The 20,546-nt window shown below is 31.5% G+C and carries 20 protein-coding genes and 1 pseudogene; 3 read left to right on the top strand and 18 right to left on the bottom strand.

The window, feature by feature from the left end:
* Positions 1–309 precede the first annotated feature (309 nt).
* The 12 genes and pseudogenes from ACFVR2_RS22555 to ACFVR2_RS22500 form a co-directional block, all read right to left on the bottom strand.
* Positions 310–423 (bottom strand): annotated as a pseudogene (locus tag ACFVR2_RS22555) (hypothetical protein); the annotation flags it as partial.
* A 170-nt stretch (positions 424–593) separates the two neighbouring features.
* Positions 594–818 (bottom strand): hypothetical protein, encoded by a 225-nt coding sequence (locus ACFVR2_RS22550; protein WP_387367076.1) that lies wholly within the window; start codon positions 816–818, stop codon positions 594–596.
* Between the two features lie 467 nt (positions 819–1,285).
* Positions 1,286–2,125: a protein-glutamine gamma-glutamyltransferase gene (locus ACFVR2_RS22545; RefSeq protein WP_387367073.1), complete on the bottom strand. Its 840-nt coding sequence runs from the start codon at positions 2,123–2,125 to the stop codon at positions 1,286–1,288.
* Positions 2,126–4,132: 2,007 nt separating this feature from the next.
* Complete coding sequence (locus tag ACFVR2_RS22540; RefSeq protein ID WP_387367070.1) at positions 4,133–5,161, bottom strand: Gfo/Idh/MocA family protein; 1,029 nt, start codon at positions 5,159–5,161, stop codon at positions 4,133–4,135.
* 39 nt (positions 5,162–5,200) lie between these two features.
* A complete protein-coding gene (locus ACFVR2_RS22535; protein WP_387367067.1) occupies positions 5,201–6,169 on the bottom strand; it encodes a sugar phosphate isomerase/epimerase family protein in 969 nt (322 codons plus the stop codon).
* A 24-nt stretch (positions 6,170–6,193) separates the two neighbouring features.
* Positions 6,194–6,910, bottom strand: a complete 717-nt coding sequence (locus ACFVR2_RS22530; protein WP_387367064.1) for a ThuA domain-containing protein — start codon at positions 6,908–6,910, stop codon at positions 6,194–6,196.
* Between the two features lie 42 nt (positions 6,911–6,952).
* Positions 6,953–7,699 (bottom strand): sugar phosphate isomerase/epimerase family protein, encoded by a 747-nt coding sequence (locus ACFVR2_RS22525; protein WP_387367062.1) that lies wholly within the window; start codon positions 7,697–7,699, stop codon positions 6,953–6,955.
* A gap of 21 nt (positions 7,700–7,720) precedes the next feature.
* Positions 7,721–8,797, bottom strand: coding sequence for a Gfo/Idh/MocA family protein (locus ACFVR2_RS22520; RefSeq protein WP_387367392.1), 1,077 nt, complete (start codon positions 8,795–8,797; stop codon positions 7,721–7,723).
* Positions 8,798–8,883: 86 nt separating this feature from the next.
* Positions 8,884–9,735, bottom strand: coding sequence for an AraC family transcriptional regulator (locus ACFVR2_RS22515; RefSeq protein ID WP_387367059.1), 852 nt, complete (start codon positions 9,733–9,735; stop codon positions 8,884–8,886).
* A 169-nt stretch (positions 9,736–9,904) separates the two neighbouring features.
* The gene (locus ACFVR2_RS22510) at positions 9,905–10,279 is read right to left on the bottom strand and encodes a DnaJ family domain-containing protein (protein WP_387367056.1); all 375 of its coding nucleotides are present in this window, start codon (positions 10,277–10,279) and stop codon (positions 9,905–9,907) included.
* Between the two features lie 232 nt (positions 10,280–10,511).
* Positions 10,512–11,195: a hypothetical protein gene (locus ACFVR2_RS22505; protein WP_387367053.1), complete on the bottom strand. Its 684-nt coding sequence runs from the start codon at positions 11,193–11,195 to the stop codon at positions 10,512–10,514.
* Between the two features lie 425 nt (positions 11,196–11,620).
* Complete coding sequence (locus ACFVR2_RS22500) at positions 11,621–12,106, bottom strand: AraC family transcriptional regulator (RefSeq protein WP_387367050.1); 486 nt, start codon at positions 12,104–12,106, stop codon at positions 11,621–11,623.
* A 218-nt stretch (positions 12,107–12,324) separates the two neighbouring features.
* On the opposite strand from ACFVR2_RS22500, the gene ACFVR2_RS22495 reads away from it, so the two are divergent.
* Positions 12,325–13,092 (top strand): HipA family kinase, encoded by a 768-nt coding sequence (locus ACFVR2_RS22495; protein WP_387367047.1) that lies wholly within the window; start codon positions 12,325–12,327, stop codon positions 13,090–13,092.
* 230 nt (positions 13,093–13,322) lie between these two features.
* On the opposite strand, the gene ACFVR2_RS22490 is transcribed toward ACFVR2_RS22495, so the two are convergent.
* Together ACFVR2_RS22490 and ACFVR2_RS22485 are read right to left on the bottom strand one after the other, a co-directional pair.
* Entirely contained in the window at positions 13,323–13,826 is a 504-nt protein-coding gene (locus ACFVR2_RS22490) for a CcdC protein domain-containing protein (RefSeq protein ID WP_387367044.1), read from the bottom strand.
* Positions 13,827–14,040: 214 nt separating this feature from the next.
* A complete protein-coding gene (locus ACFVR2_RS22485) occupies positions 14,041–14,481 on the bottom strand; it encodes an NUDIX hydrolase (protein ID WP_387367042.1) in 441 nt (146 codons plus the stop codon).
* A 228-nt stretch (positions 14,482–14,709) separates the two neighbouring features.
* Here ACFVR2_RS22485 and ACFVR2_RS22480 point away from each other — a divergent pair, with 228 nt between their 5' ends.
* Positions 14,710–15,174 (top strand): NUDIX hydrolase, encoded by a 465-nt coding sequence (locus tag ACFVR2_RS22480; protein WP_387367039.1) that lies wholly within the window; start codon positions 14,710–14,712, stop codon positions 15,172–15,174.
* Between the two features lie 144 nt (positions 15,175–15,318).
* Here the strand turns inward: ACFVR2_RS22480 and ACFVR2_RS22475 are convergent, their stop codons facing one another.
* The 4 genes from ACFVR2_RS22475 to ACFVR2_RS22460 all read right to left on the bottom strand — a co-directional run bounded on the left by ACFVR2_RS22475 (position 15,319) and on the right by ACFVR2_RS22460 (position 18,496).
* Positions 15,319–15,837, bottom strand: a complete 519-nt coding sequence (locus tag ACFVR2_RS22475) for a hypothetical protein (RefSeq protein ID WP_387367036.1) — start codon at positions 15,835–15,837, stop codon at positions 15,319–15,321.
* Positions 15,838–16,009: 172 nt separating this feature from the next.
* Entirely contained in the window at positions 16,010–17,065 is a 1,056-nt protein-coding gene (locus ACFVR2_RS22470) for a peptide ABC transporter permease (RefSeq protein WP_387367033.1), read from the bottom strand.
* Positions 17,062–17,940 (bottom strand): ABC transporter permease subunit, encoded by an 879-nt coding sequence (locus tag ACFVR2_RS22465; RefSeq protein ID WP_387367030.1) that lies wholly within the window; start codon positions 17,938–17,940, stop codon positions 17,062–17,064. The genes ACFVR2_RS22470 and ACFVR2_RS22465 overlap by 4 nt, the downstream gene beginning before the upstream one ends.
* A gap of 34 nt (positions 17,941–17,974) precedes the next feature.
* A complete protein-coding gene (locus tag ACFVR2_RS22460; protein ID WP_387367027.1) occupies positions 17,975–18,496 on the bottom strand; it encodes a hypothetical protein in 522 nt (173 codons plus the stop codon).
* A gap of 218 nt (positions 18,497–18,714) precedes the next feature.
* Here ACFVR2_RS22460 and pepF point away from each other — a divergent pair, with 218 nt between their 5' ends.
* Positions 18,715–20,526, top strand: coding sequence for an oligoendopeptidase F (gene pepF, locus ACFVR2_RS22455; RefSeq protein ID WP_387367024.1), 1,812 nt, complete (start codon positions 18,715–18,717; stop codon positions 20,524–20,526).
* Positions 20,527–20,546 lie beyond the last annotated feature (20 nt).

The raw sequence follows: 20,546 nt of genomic DNA, 5'->3' as shown, positions 1-20,546 counted from the left end.
TGTATACCAAAAAGCCAATTTGTTCTATTTTTCACTTTTATTACGTTTAGATTAAATGTAGATGAATTTAATACATATATTAATTTTATCAAAATTAAGTAAAATTTCCCTACATTTTTTTTTCCATTTGTACCTAAATGAGACATGTTAAATTTTTACTTATAAAAAGTGAGCACTGAAGTATTTTGAACTTCCATTGCCCACTTTTACATCTCTGGTAAAATTTAGAAGTAATTAAGTTATTGCGTTTCCAGCCTAAAAATTTAACCCCTTTCTTTACATAATCTTTTTTCATGAATAAATCCCAAATTAATCCCCAGTTCCATAGTTTTCAATCTTCAGCAATGTTGCACCTTTATCTATTCCTATTACTCGATCTGACACCAAGTTTGATGTAACGGCTCGATTATATGAATCTAGAAAACCATTTTTTGTCGAGTTTTGAAGTACTCAACTTAATGTTTACGTCTATTTTAAAAACAATTGTATTAATACAAAAAAGCCATATCTAAAATATGACTTTTAAAGACTTTCAAATAAGGTGTTATTTTAAAACATCTCTCGTATCTGTTTTTTGAATAAGCTCTTTCAAATCAAGATTTTTCAAATACGGACCAAAATTCATTATCTTTAAGAAGTTGAACTACGACATCTGTTATAGTTTCACAACTTATATCGTCTATTAATATCATATCACTTGCCCAAAAATATTTACCACTTAGATACTCGCCAGTAGCTTTATTTTTTTCTTTTAAACTTAAAATATTTTTATATGTAATATAGGTTGCAACCCCTTCTGCGCCATCACCAAAAATCACTTTCACATCTGTATTTTCATTATAAATATCATATTCGTTTGACCACTCTTCAGCTTCAATCCAAATTTATTTCATAATACACCACTTTCTTAACTAGCTTTTTTTACATTATTTATACCAAGTTAGTTTGACTTATAATTTGGGGTAATTCCGACTATATACTTTGAATTTCAAGTTATCTTTTGCCATTTACTAAAAACAAGAGCAGCTTTTGGCTGCTCTTGTCCTTTAACTAAAGCAATGCTTTAGTTAAAGAAGAATTATAATTTCAACCTTGTAAATAAATTAAATCTTAGGCATACCCATAATAAGAAGCAATGTAGAAAAAGCCTTTTTTTCGAACGATATAATTTTTTAAATATGAATTTGTTGCTTTATCTTTGGGTGATTTAGTTAAAGAATAACATTTCGCATGTTCTTCTACCTCACCTTGTAATTGTATAAGTTTAAGTAATAGCAATAACTATTTAATCTCGCGTAAAGAAATTTAACAAATACATATATTGATCAAATGAAATCGAACTTTCATTATGATGGATGACAATATTCTTATATTTATTAATTGACTGATCACGTTGCCAATTCGATAATTCCGCCAAATGTTTAAAATTCGGTCTTGTAACTGAATTAGTCAAGTAGGCAGACCGATATGCTCCTGGCCATCTCATTTTATTTAGCGAAAAAATCATTTGTTCAGCTGTCATTATTCCTAGTCCATGTCCAAAAAACGTACCATCTCCTAAAACAACTGCATTTTCTCCTCTCCACTCAGGGGTTAGTGGATTAAATTCTGGATTGTTAAAATATACGATATCTCCAGGTAAAATACGGTCAGAATACTGGGCACTTATTCCTAAGTCAGGATCAGCATGCCAGCCGTATAAATAGATGTTTTGAAAAATTTGATTAAATAAATTTTCACCAATCAGATTTAGAACTGCATGGTAATAAATAATGACCATTGCCGTTGCACATTCAAACGCATAAAATGAACTATTAAAGTAAATATCATTAATCGCGTCAGAAGGTTTTACACCTGGCCTTAATTGGAATGCTCCCGTTCTCATTAATTGCCAGTACATTGGATTACATTGCGATCTTGTAAATACGGCAAATCTCAATCTACTTTGAAACATAGCTCTCGCACTTAAAGTGATATTATTTCGTAACCTACTTTCAAACTCACCAATAGATCGATATGCATGAACCGTCGGATCTTCAATCATCTGTTGAATTTTCATTCTTATAACACTGTCAGACGCCCCTGTGTCACTTTGTTGAACTGGCATCCCCGATAAATGATTCATAATATACCTCTTTTCAGCATCAAATATTATTTTCCATATATACCCATCATATTCAAAGACCGCTTTGAAGTGTATATTCGCTGAAGAACCTTTTTCAATGATTCTTTTTTATTTAACATAAATTTAAATATTAACTGAAGATGTAAAGTAAACTAAGTAATGAAAAAATTGCATCTCCAATAATTAGTTATTTTAAATCACTATATTAATAAAGTTGGTATTCCTATCTGAAACGCATGCAGGATATAAATACATACAATTTATGGATGGATTTGTGAACATAACTAAATTTCTCATTGTAAAATTTTAACCAGAAATAAATAGGAACTTTGAAGTACCATAAGCACAAAAAAGTACCGTATATACCCATATTTTTGGTAAAGGTATAATATATCTAACTTAATTTATAGCAAATTTAATATTAGATTGATGTAAAAGTAAGTTTCTGAAATTATGTATTATTTACCACTCTTGTACTAAGCACCAACTAGCAAAAGGTAATAATACGTGAAGAGATATTATTTCAGGATTACGATATCCATAAATATTATTTTTGATAAAAGAGAGGAATTAAAAAAATGAAAGAACAAAAACTTGCCATAGATGTATACCATGCTGTTGAAGCTAATGTAAATGCTTATATTTTTTCTGATAATAAAGGAACCTTTATTGTAGACTGCACACGAAACAGCTAGGAGGCACGAAAAGTTGCGGCACTTGTTCTGTCAAAGGGTTCTATACCAAAGACAATGCTAATTACACACGGACATCCGGATCATTATCTCGGTATGGGGGCAATGTTGCAGTAATTTCCTGATCTTAAAATTGTCGTTGCTTCCCAGGAAGTAAAAGATGATATCATCAACTTTACAGAGTGGATGGATTCTGTGAATTGGCTTGAGGGTGAACCGCACATGAAACCAAAATCCGAAAAATAACTGGGCATGGAGACCCAACGGATATATCAATTTTTGAAATTGATAAGAAGTACATGGATGATTTACTGAACGCGGTCCAAATATCTGAGACAGAAGACGAGGCAAAACAGAAAATGATGAAACTCTATCCGGACTGGCAGAACACCGAGTTCTTATTAACTCAGAGTATTAAGAATCAGATAGAATTATCTCGTAAGTAACCCTATAATATTAGTTATTTTACACCTTATTATGGTGGTTAAAATTCGTCCATATCAAAATCTTTGATACAGACTTAATGTTTGATTGGGTTATTGCCTATTGGTTTTAATTGGTTTCAAACAAATGTGTAAATAGATCAAATGTTTATATTTATTGTCACACTTGAACTACTCACCACTTAACACCCTTACAAGTTGTTTGAAGTGGGAGATTCTTGGGAATAAAGCATACTTACTAGTGATTGTTTACCAGCAGAGGTTACTTTTATTTACCAAGCTAACCCCGTAGTTCCTACGGTTTGGTTCCACCTAACGTTAGGTGAAACGTACTCAGCCTGTTTTTTACTGAGGGGTATTCCAGTTGTTCTATTTGCGACTCTTGAATGGTATAGGCGAATGACAACCACCAGACGAGTTCTATTTACGCAACAAGCACTACACTTGAATTCATTCTTTTTCTACGGTATTTACATTATCTATTATACAGAATAGTAGTCTTTTAGCATGTTCTAGTAAGCTTCTTTTTCTTGTAGTTATTCTAAATGTACTAAGTACGGTAAATGAAATTTTTCTGCTAATATGCTAAATTCTTTGGTTGCTAAAAGATAATCACTTAAAGCTTTTATTGACCAAACAATTATATCTCTGTGGCTTTCACCGGCTTGAATACTTAAATATTTATTAAACATAATCCATTGTGGTCTATTACCATCGTCTTCATATTGATGAGTGAAAACAGTAAGTAAGATTTCCCTTACAATTTCAAAGATGCTTTTTAAATATAAAAAAAGCAAACAACGTGAAAGAAACAGTCCACATCATTTGCTTTTTCTCTGTCTAACGTTTAAATTTTAAGGAATTTAAATAGTTTATAAATAAATCCTCTCTTTTTTCTTACCTGATTCATAGATTGCACAAATCATTTTTTGAGTTTTCATTGCTTCTTCGCCAGTAATATGTAACTGAGAATGATCATTCAATGATTCATAAAAATTATTAATCTGTTTTACATGACTAACGCCCCAGTATCCTTTCGCACCATTGCCGTAGTCAAAGGTTTCATTTGGATTGTTATCTGCAGCGAACTCTCTTCCATCTTTTAAAGAGACAACTCCACGGTCAGCAACCATTTTCGCAATTCCATTTTCACAATGCAGTTCAATCGTAACTGGTGCATCATAAGAATAATAGTTTATCGTATGAAATGCCGTAACTACTCCGTTTCTATACTTGATAACTCCTTCTGCACAATCCTCAACTTCAATCATTTCATGTGCTCTATTACTAATTGTCGCGTCGACATATTCAATCTCATCATCAACAAACCATCGCATTAAATCCATCGTATGAATAGCTTGGTCAATGACTACCCCTCCACCTTCTTTTTCCCAAGTCCCTTTCCAATCGCTAGTCAAATAGTACTCGTCAGAACGGTCCCATGTTACTGATAGTTTTCCAGATTTTATTTTCCCTAAAGTACCATTTTGTAACATTTCTTTAATCAGAACTGATCCTGGATTATACCTATTTTGAAAAATGACACCTAATGTTACTCCATTATTTTTTGCTGTTTCTACCATTACTTGTGCATCAGAATAATGAATTGACATTGGCTTTTCAGTAAGAACATGGATTTTTCGCTTTGCGGCTTCAATTGCAACCGGAGCATGTAAATAATGCGGTAAGCAAATATGGATAACATTTAAATTTTCTTTCTCAAAAAGCTCTAGATAATTTGTATAATAATTACATTTGAATTGTTCAGCTTTCTCTTTTGCTCGCTCTTCTTTACTATCACAAACCGCTACCAATTCTACATTTTCTCTAATGAATGCAGGTTGTGCATGCATTAAAAAAATATTTCCACAACCAATAATCGCAACTCTTAATTTTTCCATTTTTTCACCAACTTTTTTTCTACTGGTTACCTATTTTGATCAAGTCCACCACATTTGTGATGGCTCTTCATTTATTAATACGGACTGTAAGTTTTTGACGGCACGTGAAAAACCTTCTTCAATCGACATGATTGGGTCTTCATGTTCAATACTTACAACATAATCATATCCAAACGTTCGTAGTGCACTCATCATATCTGACCAATCTTTCAAACTGTGTCCACAGCCTACTGATCGGAATGTCCAGGCTCTTGTTTGAACTTCACCATATGGTTGCATATCAGTTAAACCATACATATTTACATTATCTTGATCGATATAAGTATCTTTTGCATGGAAATGATGAATCGCATTTTCTTTTCCAAGTATTTTAATTGCTGCTACCGGATCAATGCCTTGCCACCAAAGATGACTAGGATCCAAGTTAGCACCAATAGCATCACTAGTTTCTTTACGTAACTTTAATAATGTATATGGAGTATGAACTAAAAAGCCACCATGTAGTTCTAGCCCAATTTTTACTTGATGATCTTCCGCAAATTTGCCCATTTCTTTCCAATAAGGAATTAGCTTTTCTTCCCATTGCCAATTTAGCACATCTCTATATTCATTTGGCCAAGCAGTTACAGGCCAACTTGGGTATTTTGCTTCTTCATGATCACCACTTGTTCCAGAAAAGCAATTTACAACTGGAACACCTAATAGTGAAGCTAGGTTAATCGTTTTTGCAAGAACATCATGAGATTCCTTCGCAAACTCTTTATCAGGTGATATTGGATTACCATGACAACTAAAAGCACTAATCGTTAGTCCACGTTTTTCCACTTTTTCAATATACTCTCTTCTGAGTTGCTCACTTTCTAATAAACGATCTAACGGACAATGAGCATTCCCAGGGTAACAACCAGTTCCTATTTCAACAGCCTTTAGTCCGGAATCTGCAACTTTATCAAGCATTTTTTCTAATGATTGATCCGCAAATAATACCGTGAATACTCCCAATTTCATCTTTTTCTCGCTCCAATCTATTCTTTACGTTAATGCCTCTATGGCCTCTTTATGTCCATATGAAGGATAATTTCTTTTTGATTTATTCGCCCAATTTACTGCATTAATGATAATTTTTTGAACTTCTTTTTGATGATAAGTTGGATAAGTTTCATGACCTGGTCTGAAATAAAAGATTTTCCCATTCCCTCTTTTAAATGTGCACCCACTTCTAAATACCTCTCCACCTTTAAACCAACTAACTAAAACTAGCTCATCTGGAGTAGGAATATCAAAATGTTCGCCATACATTTCTTCTTGGTCAATCTCAATATATTCACCAATACCATCTACTATTGGGTGAGACGGATCAACAACCCAAAGTCTTTCTGTTTCGGCTGCTTCACGCCACTTTAAATCGCAGCTAGTCCCCATTAATTTTTTAAAAATCTTAGAAAAATGTCCAGAATGTAGGACAATTAACCCCATACCTTGCAATACTTTTTCATAAACTTTTTGAACAATTTGATCTTCCACTTCATTATGAGCAATATGTCCCCACCAAATTAATACGTCAGTATTTTCTAGCACTTCATTCGTTAATCCATGTTCAGGTTGCTCTAATGTAGCCGTCGTAGTATCGTACCCTGCTTCATTTAAGAAAGTAGCAATGGTTGTATGTATTCCGCTTGGATAGATGCTTTTTACATCTGGATTAATTTGTTCATGTCGATTTTCATTCCAAATCGTTACTTTTACCATATGACTCACCCATCTCTATTTTTTTACATAAATTTTTGTGTCTTAAGCTTCAGCTAGTATCATTTTTAAGTTATTCAATCCAATTTCAACACTTTCTAAGTGTGGTTTAGTAAATGCCTCTTGCTCAACAATTAACCATTCGGCTGAATTTAGTTTTGCTTGTTCGACAATTCCTTTTATATTCATAATTCCATTTCCTACTTCGGTACTTTCCTCTTTGGATCGAGCCATATCCTTCACATGAATTAATGGAGTTCTTCCTTTATACTTATTCATAAATTCAACCGCATCTACACCAGCAAATTCTAGCCAATAAGTATCCAACTCTGCTTTTAAGAGATTAGTTGGAACTGAGTTTAATAAAATATCTAGTATATATTCGCTTTCTAATCTGATTAATTCATGAGCATGATGATGATAAACTAACGAAATTCCCGCTTCGGCTAGCTTGTTTCCAGATTGTTGTAAATGTTCCGCAAATTCTTCCCATTCTTCTAAACTAGTAAAATTGGCCCAAGGACATACAACATATTTGTTTCCTAATTCTTTTTCGAAAGCAATTACGTCATCAATATGATGAATAATTTGATCAGCACTTACATGGGCTCCCGCTACCTTTAATCCTAGTTTGTTTAAAACAGCTTTTATTTCCGAAGCATTTTTACCATAGTATCCAGCAAACTCAACACCTTCATAACCCATTTGCGCTACTTTTTCTAACGTACCGAAAAAGTCGATTGCTGCGTCCTCTTTTACACTCCATAATTGTAGGGCAATTGGTAATGTCATTTATTTCATCTCCTATACTAATTAGCTAAAATATACCGGTTTCTTTGATTTTGAAGATTCATAGATTGCCTCTAAAATTTGAGTTACAACCAGTGCTTGCTCAGGTTTAACAGTTGGCTCTGTATCATTAATAATACTGTCGATCCATTGTCTCGCTTCTAATACTTCAGCGGAATCGGTTGCACCTTCATAAAAAGCTACGTTGCCAGTTTGAATATCAATTTTTTTATCGTAAAGTCGCCCGTATGCTTCCCCATTAATTCGAAGACCATCTCTCATATCAGCTCCACCTTCAGTTCCACAAAGTGTAGTTTGAGCTTCTCCAACTTCTAGTGTGTTTAAAGCCCAGCTCGATTCTAGGATAACGGTTGCACCATTTTCCATCGTGATAAAACCAAATGCGGAATCTTCTACTTTAAATTCCTTTGGATCCCATGGCCCAAAAGCATTTGCAGCGTTTTCTTTATGTGATAATTCGTGGTAAACGTTTCCAACTACAAATTTAGGTTTATAATTATCCATTAGCCATAATGTTAAATCCAAAGCATGAGTACCAATATCAATTAATGGTCCACCACCTTGCTCTTCTTCATTTAAAAATACGCCCCAAGTAGGTACCGCTCTTCTTCTAATCGCATGAGCTTTTGCAAAATAAATTTTACCTAGTTCATTATTTTTACAAACTTCGCTTAAATATTGTGAATCGTTTCGAAAACGATTTTGATATCCTATCGTTAATTTTTTTCCTGTACGTTTAGATGCTTCTACCATCGCTTTTGCTTCTGCCGAAGTTTTTGCCATAGGCTTTTCACACATAACGTGTTTTCCTGCTTCTAAAGAATCAATCGTAATAAATGAATGAGATTTATTTGGTGTACAAACGTGAATTACTTCAATTGATTCATCTGCTAATAATTCTTTGTAATCTGTATATGTTTTTGCTTCCTCAAAACCAAATTGTGCCTTCGCTTTAATTGCGCGTTCTTCAATAATGTCACAAAAAGCTACCATTTCTACATGATCTAATGCTGCTAAGCTTGGCATATGTTTACCATTTGCTATTCCGCCACAACCGATTATTCCTACTTTTAATTTCATCATGATAACCTCCGGAAATGTTATTTACATTTCCAGTTTATAGAAATATTCCATTTCAGTCTTCCTTACACCTTGCCTAAAACTTCTCAAATATTGTCTTTTTTATATTGGGTTGGAGATAAACCAACTTCGTTTTTAAATAATCGATTAAACGTTTTCACATTGATGAATCCAACATTATAAGCAATTTCTGTAATAGGTAAATCTTCATTAAATAAATACCATTGAGCCTTCGTTATTCTGTATTGATTTACAAAATGACAAAATGTAGAACCAGTGTATTTTTTAAAAAACTTTGCAAAATATGTATTCGTAAAGCCGATATAATTCGCAACATCATTTAATGTAATATCATTCATATAATTCTCTTCTATAAAATGAAATATTTTTTCTAATTTTAAAAGACTAGCCTTCCTATTAGGATAGTTAAGCTTATTATTTTCTGTATGAGGTAGATCTCGATAGATTAGTAGTAAAATATCATATAATCTAGCTCTAATCGCCAATTCATATCCTTCTTTTTTATCGATATATTCACTTTCAAGTTCTTTTAAAAAGGTAATCATTTTCTGTTTAACTTCTTTATTCCAAAAAACACTAGACTTTTGAATACAATTAAACAATTCGATTAGTTCCATATTATTTTTCTTCAAAAACTGTATATCTTCGAAAATAGTAAAATCAAATTGCACGACCAATCTCATACAATTTGGTGAAGATAAAAAATAATGAATGTCACCACTATTAATGATATAAAATTCTCCTTCTTCTAAATGAAGTAATTCATCATTTACTCCAATCTTTAAAATGCCTTTTTGTACATAAATGATTTCTACGAGTTTATGCCAATGATGACCTACTAACGTCAATCCATCATTTGAAAATAAGCAAAATGGAAAATTCCGATCTAATCTCCTTACTTCAAGAGTGGCGCTCATTCCTATTCCCCCTGTACAACTATACTTACTATGTATTTATTTTACATTAACATTAAATATAGATTTTTTCATAGAATTACCATTTTAAAGTTGGAAAATAAAAAGATGCTTATACCGTCTAAAAAAGTATAAACATCAATATAGTGAAATCGTTCATTTTTTCACAAACTTATTTCCAATAAATCAATTGATTCTCAAGGTTTTCCTTCTTTACATAATTTCTTTGCATTGGAAAAGGACAGCCTAAATTATATTTCTTTATTTCATCATTTACTTCTGTGATCATTTTAGCTATTTCTTTACTATTTTCATCAGAATTTATCTTCATTAAAATCGTTTCAAGCTTCTGAAATATTTTCTTTTGTTGTATTACCCAATCTGGTTTATAACCCGACTTCTTAATAACAGTTGTTAATAAATCATCTTTTAGGAGCTCCTTAGGTAATGGTTTACCTAATCCAGGTAGATCTTCAAATCCACCTTCTTTTTCATGACGCTTAACAATTTCACTTAACCAATCAACATATTTTCCATTATTCGTCATCTTTTTAGCCACCTTTTTGGTTGGTCTTATATTATTAGTATTCGTTACGTTTTAACTTTTTCCTTTCTATATAATATGCAAACGAATGTTTTAAGTAAGTTTCTAACTTTGTACAAATAATGAACTTTTTTTGAATGAATAAAAAGAGAAACTAATCATTCTAGTTCCTCTTTGATTTAATATGTATTTTTAAAACTAAAATTCATCGTTAAATTAGGTTTGATGAAAACATCTATGCTCGATGTCTTTGAATAAAAACATTCTCTTTATAATTTTTTAACAAGCCTCTTTCTCTCAAATATTCCTTAAAATACAAGTTCGCTTCTTTTCGCTCATCATAAGGATTCTTAGAAAGTACAAACCCTAACTTATCTTCCTTTTGAAGTTCAACACCTGACATATATAAATGAATTTTATTTTGATGATAAATTTCTTTTAAAGGTTCCATGAAATTAATAGCAAAAGCAGAAAGCAACTTAATTTCTGTATCGAATGTAAACCTTGTAATATAGGATAAATCCACAAAAATTACGCCAATAAATCCAGTATTTGAAATTTCAGCCCTTATTGTTTTATCATTATGTAAGTGACCAATCTCACGAAGATATTCTATAAAATAACGAATTCCTTCTTCTTTTTCGAATGGCTTTTTTGATAAAATTAAACCTATTTTCTTTTCATCACGTAAATATTCACATGCAATATATGCTGGAATATTTTGTTTCTGAAATAATGCACATGCAGCTTGTAATAGACCATTTAATACTTCATGTATAATTAAAGGATGCTTCCTTGTGAAATAATATTGATTTTCTTGCAATTCTTCCATATCAATGAAACTTGCTCCGATAAAACCTGTATTGGATATAATAGGTGTTTTTGAATTCCTTTTAGTTGCTCCATTTCTTTTCATCATGCAAGTTCCTTTCCTTCTAAAATCTATATACAGAACATTAGTTCGCTTTTTATATTTTAATCATACACAATAAATTTTAAAATGTAAATCTCAAAAATGAAAAAAGGATACGAAAATTATTCGCATCCTTGAAATAATTCTTATTAAGATCGGTAGCTTAAGAAACAGTTTCTTCCTCAACGTCTACATAACAATCCATTGTATGTACTTCTTTATCTTCATGATTTCCAAAATAAATAGTGAAATTCATAGTCTAACACCCTTTCACAAAGGATATAATTTTAATTTAAATTCTGTTTAATTATATTATTATTACCAAGAAATAACAATACTTACATCATATATGAAAAAAGATGTTTAGGTTAATAGATAATCATTTTAATTATTTACTAATCTGTATAACATTTATTAAAGTAACTAGTAAGTTAAAGTGTCCGATTTTTAACAGGCACAAATAAATGAACTATAGCTTTTCCATCTGGGTCTTTGGCAGGATTATTCATATTAAATTCTAGGTTATAACGGTCGTAATCAGGTTCAAACTCACTATTTGGTAACCATTGTTCATACATAAATTTATAACCACTATTTAACATATTAGGAGAATCATAATATTGATATAAAGCGTACTGCCCACCATCTAATTTTCTAAATTGAATATTTTCATGTTTTTCTTTATTAAAACTATCAGGTATGGTTACACAGGCATCGTGACGACAATTATGACTTTCTACTAAATCTGGATTATCTAAAGAAATTCCTATGAAAGCTTGTTGTGGTGGAACAAGTCCATTATTTATTGCCCAATTTAATAGCTTATCCCAATGTTCTCCATTTGGTTCAAAATATGATCCATAGCGCCTGAAATAAGCAACTTCATATTCAGGTAGTTCTTTAACTAAAATATTCATTTTCACAACTCCGAATTAGAATAAAGACCATTATTCTCTATCTATTATTAAAATTCCTTTTCTTATCAAAATTAAATAAGAGAAGATAAATGACCGAACGTGATCTAATAAGAAATCCACAAAATCTTCTAGGTCATTAATTCTTATGTCCAATACCCTTCTACTAATGTGGAATATATTATTATGTTCTACTTAAAAAAGGAGGATGAGCTATAAAATTGATTGTACCAATAAAATATTTAGAAACATTACCAGGTAAGGCTGCACATTTATTTTTGTTTAGTGATGGTAATCGCTATGCAGTTAAATGTAAAAATAATTTCCATGGAACACGGGAGCTCGTAAACGAATACGTAGTCGCCAAATTAGGTCAGTTGTTGAATTTACCTGTTGTCCCATTTGAAATTGTAAATATGTCCGAAAAGCAAATTCAGCAAATACCCCAAAAATTTTCTTCTCAATACCAACCAGGCAACCAGTTTGCTAGCCTTTTTATTGATAACTGTATTGGCCTTGCGAAAAAACCTCCTCGCCCGACTATAAATGAAGTAAATAATCCCCATATTTTGGCAGGAATTCTCGTTTTCGATTATTGGGTGCATGATGCAGACCGCACTAAAAGCAATATACTTTTAAAACGACACCCAGATGGACAGTATGACATTCAAATGATTGATCATGGAAAATGTTTTCCAGGAGGATACAAATGGAATGCAGAAACTCTTCAAAAATCCAAAAAGTTTAAAAAGGATTCAATCGTTCATATTTGGACGGTAGACATGTTAAATGACTTAAACATCATAACGTCTTATATTGAAAAAATCCTAGCATTATCAGATGCCTCAATCGAAGAAGTTATTCAGGATATCCCAGTAGACTGGAATGTTTCAAACGAAGACAAAGCAGCACTTTTTAACTATCTGAAAGATCGCAAAAAAACACTTGCTGATTCAGTTTATACTTTTGTAAAAAGATATTTGAATTAAGGTACGCGGGTAGATATTATTCATTTTTTACACATCCATCTTATAACGGATCTTTGTAACATGAATTAATTTCTCCTTTTTTCGTTAAAATTAAATTATCATTATTTATTTTACTTAGATCTATAAAATCGACTATACGTTCGAGTATATAGTTGTTAGCATACTTTTTATATGAACGATTTCAAATGGCAGCATCGTGAGTGAATCTATTTTAGAAACCCAAATACCCTTCAGATATTCTTCTGAAGGGAATCTTTATTTTTATAGTTCCTTTTACTATATATTCGCCGAAACTTGAGAAATGAAACAATTCTCCAAGGGCAAATATATCCGATTGCAACGGTCATAAACAGTGCTGCCTCGGTCTCATTGCCGAGCCACTTTAAATAATCGCGAAGTACAAATCGGATAATAAAGATAATAATAAAGACGACGATGAAACTTCTGTTCTTTGTAGCATAGATTTGTTGATCGGATCGGAGTTCATAGTTAGTCATCCAAATAAGTGGAATAGATAAAATAATTCCAAAGAAAAGTGCACAAATCCATTCCCAGCTAGCAGCATGAGCCTTTGGATTCAAAACAATGGGAATGCTAGGTATCAGCAAATATAGTATTGGGAGGAGAAGTCGAATTCCGCTTCCTTTAATTGGGTGATACATAGCTCTCGTTCTTCGCCATAATACCAATGCAGCAACCGCAATAACAATCATGTAAAAAGAAGAAACGTTCATAAATTCCCCCATAATTCACCTATTTTAACTATTAAGATTTGAAAAACATTAAACTTTTTTATGTATATTCCTTAGATAAAGAGTTAAGAAGTGAAAAAAATTTGATAAAATGCATTTGGAAATTCAAAAATTAGGAAAAAAATATATTTTTAACATGATATTGTCATATTTCATAGATACTGGATTAACGAAATGTGTTAGTTGAACAAGAATCTTAAAACTCTATATAAAAGGGATGGTTGTTTTCATTCAAACAATATTCAATTCTTTGTTTGAAATTTTTCCAAGTTACCATCGTTAAAGCTTCATCAATAGGAAAATATCCCACTTCTAAACTTTCTGAAGAAGTTGTCAACTTTCCCCCGATTGGTTTAGCTAAAAACAAAGTGTTACAAATCGAAGCACTAACATTTTGAAATACTCCACAAAATTTCAAAACTTCAATATCAATCCCACTTTCCTCTTTTGTTTCCCTAATTGCAGCGTCCTTCAATGATTCCCCCTCTTCAACTTGCCCACCTGGCATTTCCCACCCTCTACGCGGACCCTTAATTAATAAAATATCATTTTGTTCATTCATTACAATTGTCGCAGCTGAAATAATATGTTTGGGTGGCAAAAACTTATTTTCTGTATTTTTGTCCTTAGATAACAAAAGAATTTCCCCTTTCTACTTTTAACTCTTATATAATACTTTTTATTTATTCTATTAATACTTAGAGAGTCCTTTCTTATTAAACTAAACGCATCTTTTTATAGTAACTATATGTCTATGGATGAAAATATCAATTATTCCGTTCAAAAGGTAGTCAGCTAAAAAAGAAGGAAAATTTATCACTACTGTCGAATTTTGAAGGATTAGTTCATTGAAGGAGATTTTCACATGGATTATATTAAGAATATGAGGAAATATATTGGTAATGAAACCCTATTTACTGTGGGTTGTGGGATCATTATAGAGGATAATGAACAAATATTGTTGCAACACAGAACAGACGAAGACAATTGGTGCATTCCAGGTGGCATTATGGAAATTGGCGAAACTTTTGAGGAGACAGCAAAAAGGGAATCTCTTGAAGAAACGGGACTTACTGTAACAGGCTTAGAGTTGTTTGGAATTTATTCAGGTGAAAAATGTTTTGTTCAGTACCCTAATGGGGATAAATCATTCAGTGTTCAAATAATTTTTAGATCCAAACAATATACAGGAGAATTAAAACAAAAGGATATTGAAAGCAGAGAACATCGTTTTTTCAGTAAGACAGACCTTCCTGTTAACTTAAATCCACGTCAAAAACCATTTATAATTGATTGGGCAGAAGAAAAAAGACATCCAATTATTAAATAGTTTCATGACCAAACAAAGGCTTTAAAGAAATTCATAAAGAGTGAAAAAATTGCACCCCTTAAAGTAGATGTTGAAAAACCCTTAAGTTAGACAACATTGAATTTAAGGGGTGTTTTTTATGGCTAAAAAAGATAATTGCATTTCTTAATCGTTGAAACATTTACCAGAATCAATTGTGTTAAATATTTGTGTATATACATCCTTAATGTTACGATCGTTTACTTTGTCATTATAAAGTCCATATCCACAGAAATGATCTTCATCCAAAATACCCGTTGCATAGGTTTGGTCAACTTTATCGGGCGCATCTTTGTAGGCTAATTTTCCATTTATAATTAATCCAAATGATTTTTTTGAATCCATAAAGAAAAATGGAAGACCAGAATGTTGATAAATAGTTAGATATTTACGATTGGCAGCTTCAGAAAGATGTTCCTTCTTAATCAATATGGCATCAAATTCCGACGAAAGATTTTTACTTTCTTCCATTTTATCAAAATTTATTTTTTTGAATTTCACATTTTCTTCTCTTACTTTTGGAAATTTACCGATCACACCAATAAATAATTTTTTCCCATGATAAAGTGGTGTGTAAACAGTATCAGAATTACAACCAGTAAATATGACTAATATTAGTAATAAAACTGGAATTATTTTTTTCATAAAATTAGACTCCTTATATGTATGTAGTTGATTATTTTTTTCTTTATCCAATAATTTCTTCCCCCGATGAAATAGATAAAATAATACTTCTATGTGGTATTCGTGTTTTCCTCTATATACAAAAGTAAAAACCTTTATTCTCTATTTAGAACAAAGGTTTTCAATTACTTTATTATCTAGTTACAAGCTGTCCACTAGATTTAGGTTCGTTCTCTACGATCCTACTAACTTCACTTAATTCTTCCTTATTCACAAAATCAAAATCATTTAATCCATGAAATAAACCTTCATTTTTCATTGGTTGCTTCTTTTTAACCCCAGTTTGGTTTTCTATTAAACGCTCAATACCCAATTTAATAAGATTAAAAGCAAATATCGAAACAATAAAAGCTATACTTGGTCCAATGATTACCCATGAATCAATCGATAACTCGATATAATTTGCACCAATCATTGCAGACCATTCATTAGCTTGTGACATCGGTCGATCGACCCCAAGATCTAAATAAAGAACTTTAACACCACCAATAAATAATTTAAAAACGCCTAATTGAGTTAGTAAAAATAAAGTTTGAATAGTTTGTTGTACAAATAATAAAAGAATACGGCTTCGTAAATATGGTATTACATGTTTTCGACGGATCCAGCTATTTCGTGCACCAATGACTCTAGAGCTAGTAATGAAATCATTTTTCAAAAAATCTCTAACTTCTTCACCGATTGAATTCATCAATACTGGAATCGAAATAATGATTAGTAATGATATTTGAATTGCAATCGTTTTTTCTCTAGCTGCTTCTGAAACGTCATTTAATCTCTCAAAAAATGGAAAAATAATGATAACAGCTGGCACAAATCGAAATGCATTCAAAATTGGTTCAATAATTTTTAAAAATCTTTGATTCATGAATCCAAAAAATGTTCCTAATAAACCGCCAAATATGACTCTCATTAGTCCTACAACTATGGCAATGGATAAAGTGTATTTAGCACCATCAATTACCATCCAAAATACATCTCTTCCAAATCGGTCGACTCCAAAAAGATATTTCCAACTTGGAGGATAACCATATGTATCTACTAATTTACCTTCAGCATTGTATAACAAAGCAGGGGCTGGTTTTATCGTATCCTTTATAAAGTAAGTATAAATAAAGCTAAAGGTGATCAAGCCAAGTAAGATAACACTTCCTATTATGATTGGTAAATACTTTTTATTTTTTATCATACAGCTTGTCCCCCTTTCATTCGATTAACCATTTGTTTAAATATAATTTCTAGTAAAAAGAATGGGATAAATAGTAAAACTAGTGCCATAAAAAAGATTTCAGGTGATCGGCTGTTATTAAATAGAAATGAAAAATAGCCCTTCATATTAAAGAATTTTTCTACTATTAATAGATTTGAAATCATCATCCAAAATATTAGCTTACTATTACTTAATAAAGTAATCGTAACATTACGAAATATATGACGAATAATAATCCAAGAATTAGAAAGTCCCTTTGCTTTTGCGTACTCTACATAGTCTCTAATTTTTTCTTCCTGTATTGCTAGAAATAACATTTGGAACAGTTGAATCGTAGGAATAATCGATACAAGGAAGATTGGTAATGCGTAAGCTTTCGATTCAAAGCCACTTATTGGATCCACAATTTTAACGCCGGTTTTATTAAAAATCCAAAAAAAGAAAATTTGAAATGCGCAAATCATTACGACGTCTGGTATAGATTGTAGGAAAAATAGGATGCTATTCATTATTTTTCTAAATGATTTTGGGCCTAAATTTACTATATAAGCAATAAATAATGCGACGAAAATTGAAAGTAAAAACGCTGAAAAAAGGATCGTAAAAGAATAAACATATGGCTCTAAAAATACAGAAGAAAAAGGAACATATTGATATTCTTTTAAGTAAACTTCTAAATTATCGAAGTAAAAAAAACTCCAAAAAAAGATTTGTATCTGATTCCAAAACTCTGCTAGTCGCTCTCCTTTTGGTAAAAATAGAGTAAAAGAAGTAGCCGTTATTAATCCAATTCCGAATACAGTTAAACAAAACTGGAGAAGATATTTAGATATAATTTTACTTGTTTGTACCATATTTTATACACAATCTTGTTTGTCTAATTGTGTATTATTTCCCCTCCTTTTCTTGCTTTATCTTATCTTTACTAAATACTAGAAAACCTCCATCACTTAATTTACCGAATTTCCAAAATGTACCGTACTGTTTAATATACATATATTTTTGGTTATTTTTTTTCCCAACTCGATAACCTTCTGTAGTGGTTCGAATGTTTTCACCATATTTGCCGAATTTGTCTTGAATGTTTTTTGGTTGCTCTTCAGGCTTAAAAAATAATAAACCTGTTAAGTTTTTATTTTTTGTGTCTAATAAAATTTTCTTATTTGCAGTACCATTTTCATCCGTTTTAATAGTAGTTTCATAGATTACTTTCTTTGTAACATCATCTTTAAACAGAAGATTAAATTTTGCATTTTTAGGAAGTGATGATTCCACTTTAATCCCAACAGTTTTTAAATCATAAGTACCTTGTGGTTTAATAGCTAAATTTTGTGGAGGTTTTTTAATTGTACATGCTGATAGTGCAACAGTTGCCAAAGCTAGTAAACAGATCATTTTAAATTTTTTCATTCGATTTAAAAAACTCCTTTCTAGGTAATAAAATTTATTTCCAAAATTATTTCTAAAAGTTGAAATTTTTAACCAAATTCAATTAATTTTATCAAAATAATGACTGCTTGTGCAGTAAAATTGTTATAATTTTCAATTTTATCGAATAATTTCACCATTAAAATGTTTTTATACAGTATAATAGACTCGTACCAACTACTACTAAAGGAGGCAATTTGATGGAAAAAATGTTAGTAAAACGTTTAACCCGTGCTGAGGTTCCTACAGAAATGACATGGAAATTAGAGGATTTATATCCGACTCGTGCTGAGTGGCTAGTTGCTTTAGAACTAATTGAAAATGATTTAGTAGAGGCGAAATCGTTGAAAGGTTCTGTCCTTAAGTCTGCTGAATCTTTAAAAAAGGCATTATTAACTTATGAATCTATTATGCTTCAATTAATTCGTTGTGGTACATATGTAAGCTTACGTCAGTCTGGAGATGGTTCAGATTCTCAAAATCAATCTGATAGTTTACAATTTTCTAGCTTAAGTACAAAAGCAAATACAGCTTTAACGTTTATTCAGTCAGAGCTTTTACATTTAACTAATGAAATGTTAGAGGCATTTATTAAGGAAGAAAATGAAATTGAGGTTTTTAAATTATTATTAGAAGAGATTATTGCATCTAAAAAACATAGATTACTCCCTGAGACTGAAGAAGCTTTAGCTGCGCTTGGTGAAGTTACTTCTGCCCCATATCGAATTTACCAAACTAGTAAGGCCGCTGATTTAGAATTCGATTCATTTGAAGATGAAAATGGAAAAGAATTAGAAAATTCGTTTGCCATGTTTGAAAACTTATATGAATTCTCTCCAAATCATACAGTGCGTAAACAAGCGTATGAATCTTTTACTAAAACTCTTACCCAATACAAAAATACATATGCTTCGATCTATGCTACTCAAGTAAAAAAGGAAGTCGCTTTAAGTAAATTACGTAATTATGAATCAGTTACGCAAATGCTACTTGAAGATCATAAAGTATCTTTAGAAATGTATCATAATCAATTAAATATCATCTTTAAGGAACTAGCACCACATATGCGTAGACTAGCGAACTTAAAGAAAAAACAACTTGGACTTGAAACAATTCATTTTTATGACTTAAAAGCACCATTAGATCCAGATTTCAACCCAAGTACTACTTATGAAGAAGCAAAAGAAACGATTTTAAAATCACTAGAAATTATGGGAACTGACTATGTTTCGATTATGGAAAAAGCGTTTGATGAGCGCTGGATTGATTATTCTGATAATGTTGGAAAATCAACAGGTGCATTTTGCTCTAGTCCATATGGAGTGCATCCATATATTTTAATTAGCTGGCAGGATACTATGAGAAATGCATTTGTACTTACTCATGAGCTTGGACATGCTGGTCATTTCTATTATGCAAACAAATATCAACGTGTTGTAAATACTCGACCTTCTATGTATTTCGTTGAAGCACCTTCGACATTTAACGAGATGTTATTAGGCCAATATTTATTAAAACAAACGAATGATCCACAAATGAAGCGTTGGGTCATCCTTCAATTACTAGGTACTTATTATCATAATTTTGTAACACATTTACTTGAAGGCGAGTTCCAAAGAAGAGTTTATGAACTTGCTGAAAAAGGTACGCCACTTACTGCGACAACATTCTGTGAAGTTAAAGGGAATGTTCTGAAAGAATTTTGGGGTAATTCTGTTGAAATTGATGAAGGTGCAAGTTTAACTTGGATGCGCCAGCCTCATTATTTTATGGGTCTTTATCCATATACTTATTTTGCTGGATTAACTGCATCTACTGCTATTTCACGAAGAATTGAATCTGAGGGCCAACCAGTTATTGATGCTTGGATTGAAGTATTAAAAACAGGTGGCTCGAAAAAACCTGTTGAACTTTTAAAAATGGCTGGTGTTGATCTAACAACAAGTGCACCAATCAAAGAAGCTGTTGAGTATGTTGGTTCATTAGTGTCTGAATTAGAGTCACTTTTCTAAAAAAATCAAAAAACACCTAA

It is taken from the genome of Gottfriedia sp. NPDC057991 (assembly GCF_042886615.1).
GTDB lineage: Bacteria > Bacillota > Bacilli > Bacillales > Bacillaceae_G > Gottfriedia.
This window is presented reverse-complemented; position numbering and strand designations above follow the sequence as displayed.

What these genes read in the sequence shown, in the direction of transcription:
- ACFVR2_RS22545 (WP_387367073.1), bottom strand. Translation starts at nt 2,125, where the DNA reads ATGAATCATTTATCGGGGATGCCAGTTCAACAAAGTGACACAGGGGCG.
- ACFVR2_RS22475 (WP_387367036.1), bottom strand. Translation starts at nt 15,837, where the DNA reads ATGAAAAAAATAATTCCAGTTTTATTACTAATATTAGTCATATTTACT.
- ACFVR2_RS22520 (WP_387367392.1), bottom strand. Translation starts at nt 8,797, where the DNA reads ATGAAATTAAAAGTAGGAATAATCGGTTGTGGCGGAATAGCAAATGGT.
- ACFVR2_RS22540 (WP_387367070.1), bottom strand. Translation starts at nt 5,161, where the DNA reads ATGGAAAAATTAAGAGTTGCGATTATTGGTTGTGGAAATATTTTTTTA.
- ACFVR2_RS22470 (WP_387367033.1), bottom strand. Translation starts at nt 17,065, where the DNA reads ATGATAAAAAATAAAAAGTATTTACCAATCATAATAGGAAGTGTTATC.
- ACFVR2_RS22505 (WP_387367053.1), bottom strand. Translation starts at nt 11,195, where the DNA reads ATGATGAAAAGAAATGGAGCAACTAAAAGGAATTCAAAAACACCTATT.
- ACFVR2_RS22530 (WP_387367064.1), bottom strand. Translation starts at nt 6,910, where the DNA reads ATGGTAAAAGTAACGATTTGGAATGAAAATCGACATGAACAAATTAAT.
- ACFVR2_RS22460 (WP_387367027.1), bottom strand. Translation starts at nt 18,496, where the DNA reads ATGAAAAAATTTAAAATGATCTGTTTACTAGCTTTGGCAACTGTTGCA.
- ACFVR2_RS22480 (WP_387367039.1), top strand. Translation starts at nt 14,710, where the DNA reads ATGGATTATATTAAGAATATGAGGAAATATATTGGTAATGAAACCCTA.
- ACFVR2_RS22490 (WP_387367044.1), bottom strand. Translation starts at nt 13,826, where the DNA reads ATGAACGTTTCTTCTTTTTACATGATTGTTATTGCGGTTGCTGCATTG.
- ACFVR2_RS22500 (WP_387367050.1), bottom strand. Translation starts at nt 12,106, where the DNA reads ATGAATATTTTAGTTAAAGAACTACCTGAATATGAAGTTGCTTATTTC.
- ACFVR2_RS22515 (WP_387367059.1), bottom strand. Translation starts at nt 9,735, where the DNA reads ATGAGCGCCACTCTTGAAGTAAGGAGATTAGATCGGAATTTTCCATTT.
- ACFVR2_RS22535 (WP_387367067.1), bottom strand. Translation starts at nt 6,169, where the DNA reads ATGAAATTGGGAGTATTCACGGTATTATTTGCGGATCAATCATTAGAA.
- ACFVR2_RS22465 (WP_387367030.1), bottom strand. Translation starts at nt 17,940, where the DNA reads ATGGTACAAACAAGTAAAATTATATCTAAATATCTTCTCCAGTTTTGT.
- pepF (WP_387367024.1), top strand. Translation starts at nt 18,715, where the DNA reads ATGGAAAAAATGTTAGTAAAACGTTTAACCCGTGCTGAGGTTCCTACA.
- ACFVR2_RS22525 (WP_387367062.1), bottom strand. Translation starts at nt 7,699, where the DNA reads ATGACATTACCAATTGCCCTACAATTATGGAGTGTAAAAGAGGACGCA.
- ACFVR2_RS22510 (WP_387367056.1), bottom strand. Translation starts at nt 10,279, where the DNA reads ATGACGAATAATGGAAAATATGTTGATTGGTTAAGTGAAATTGTTAAG.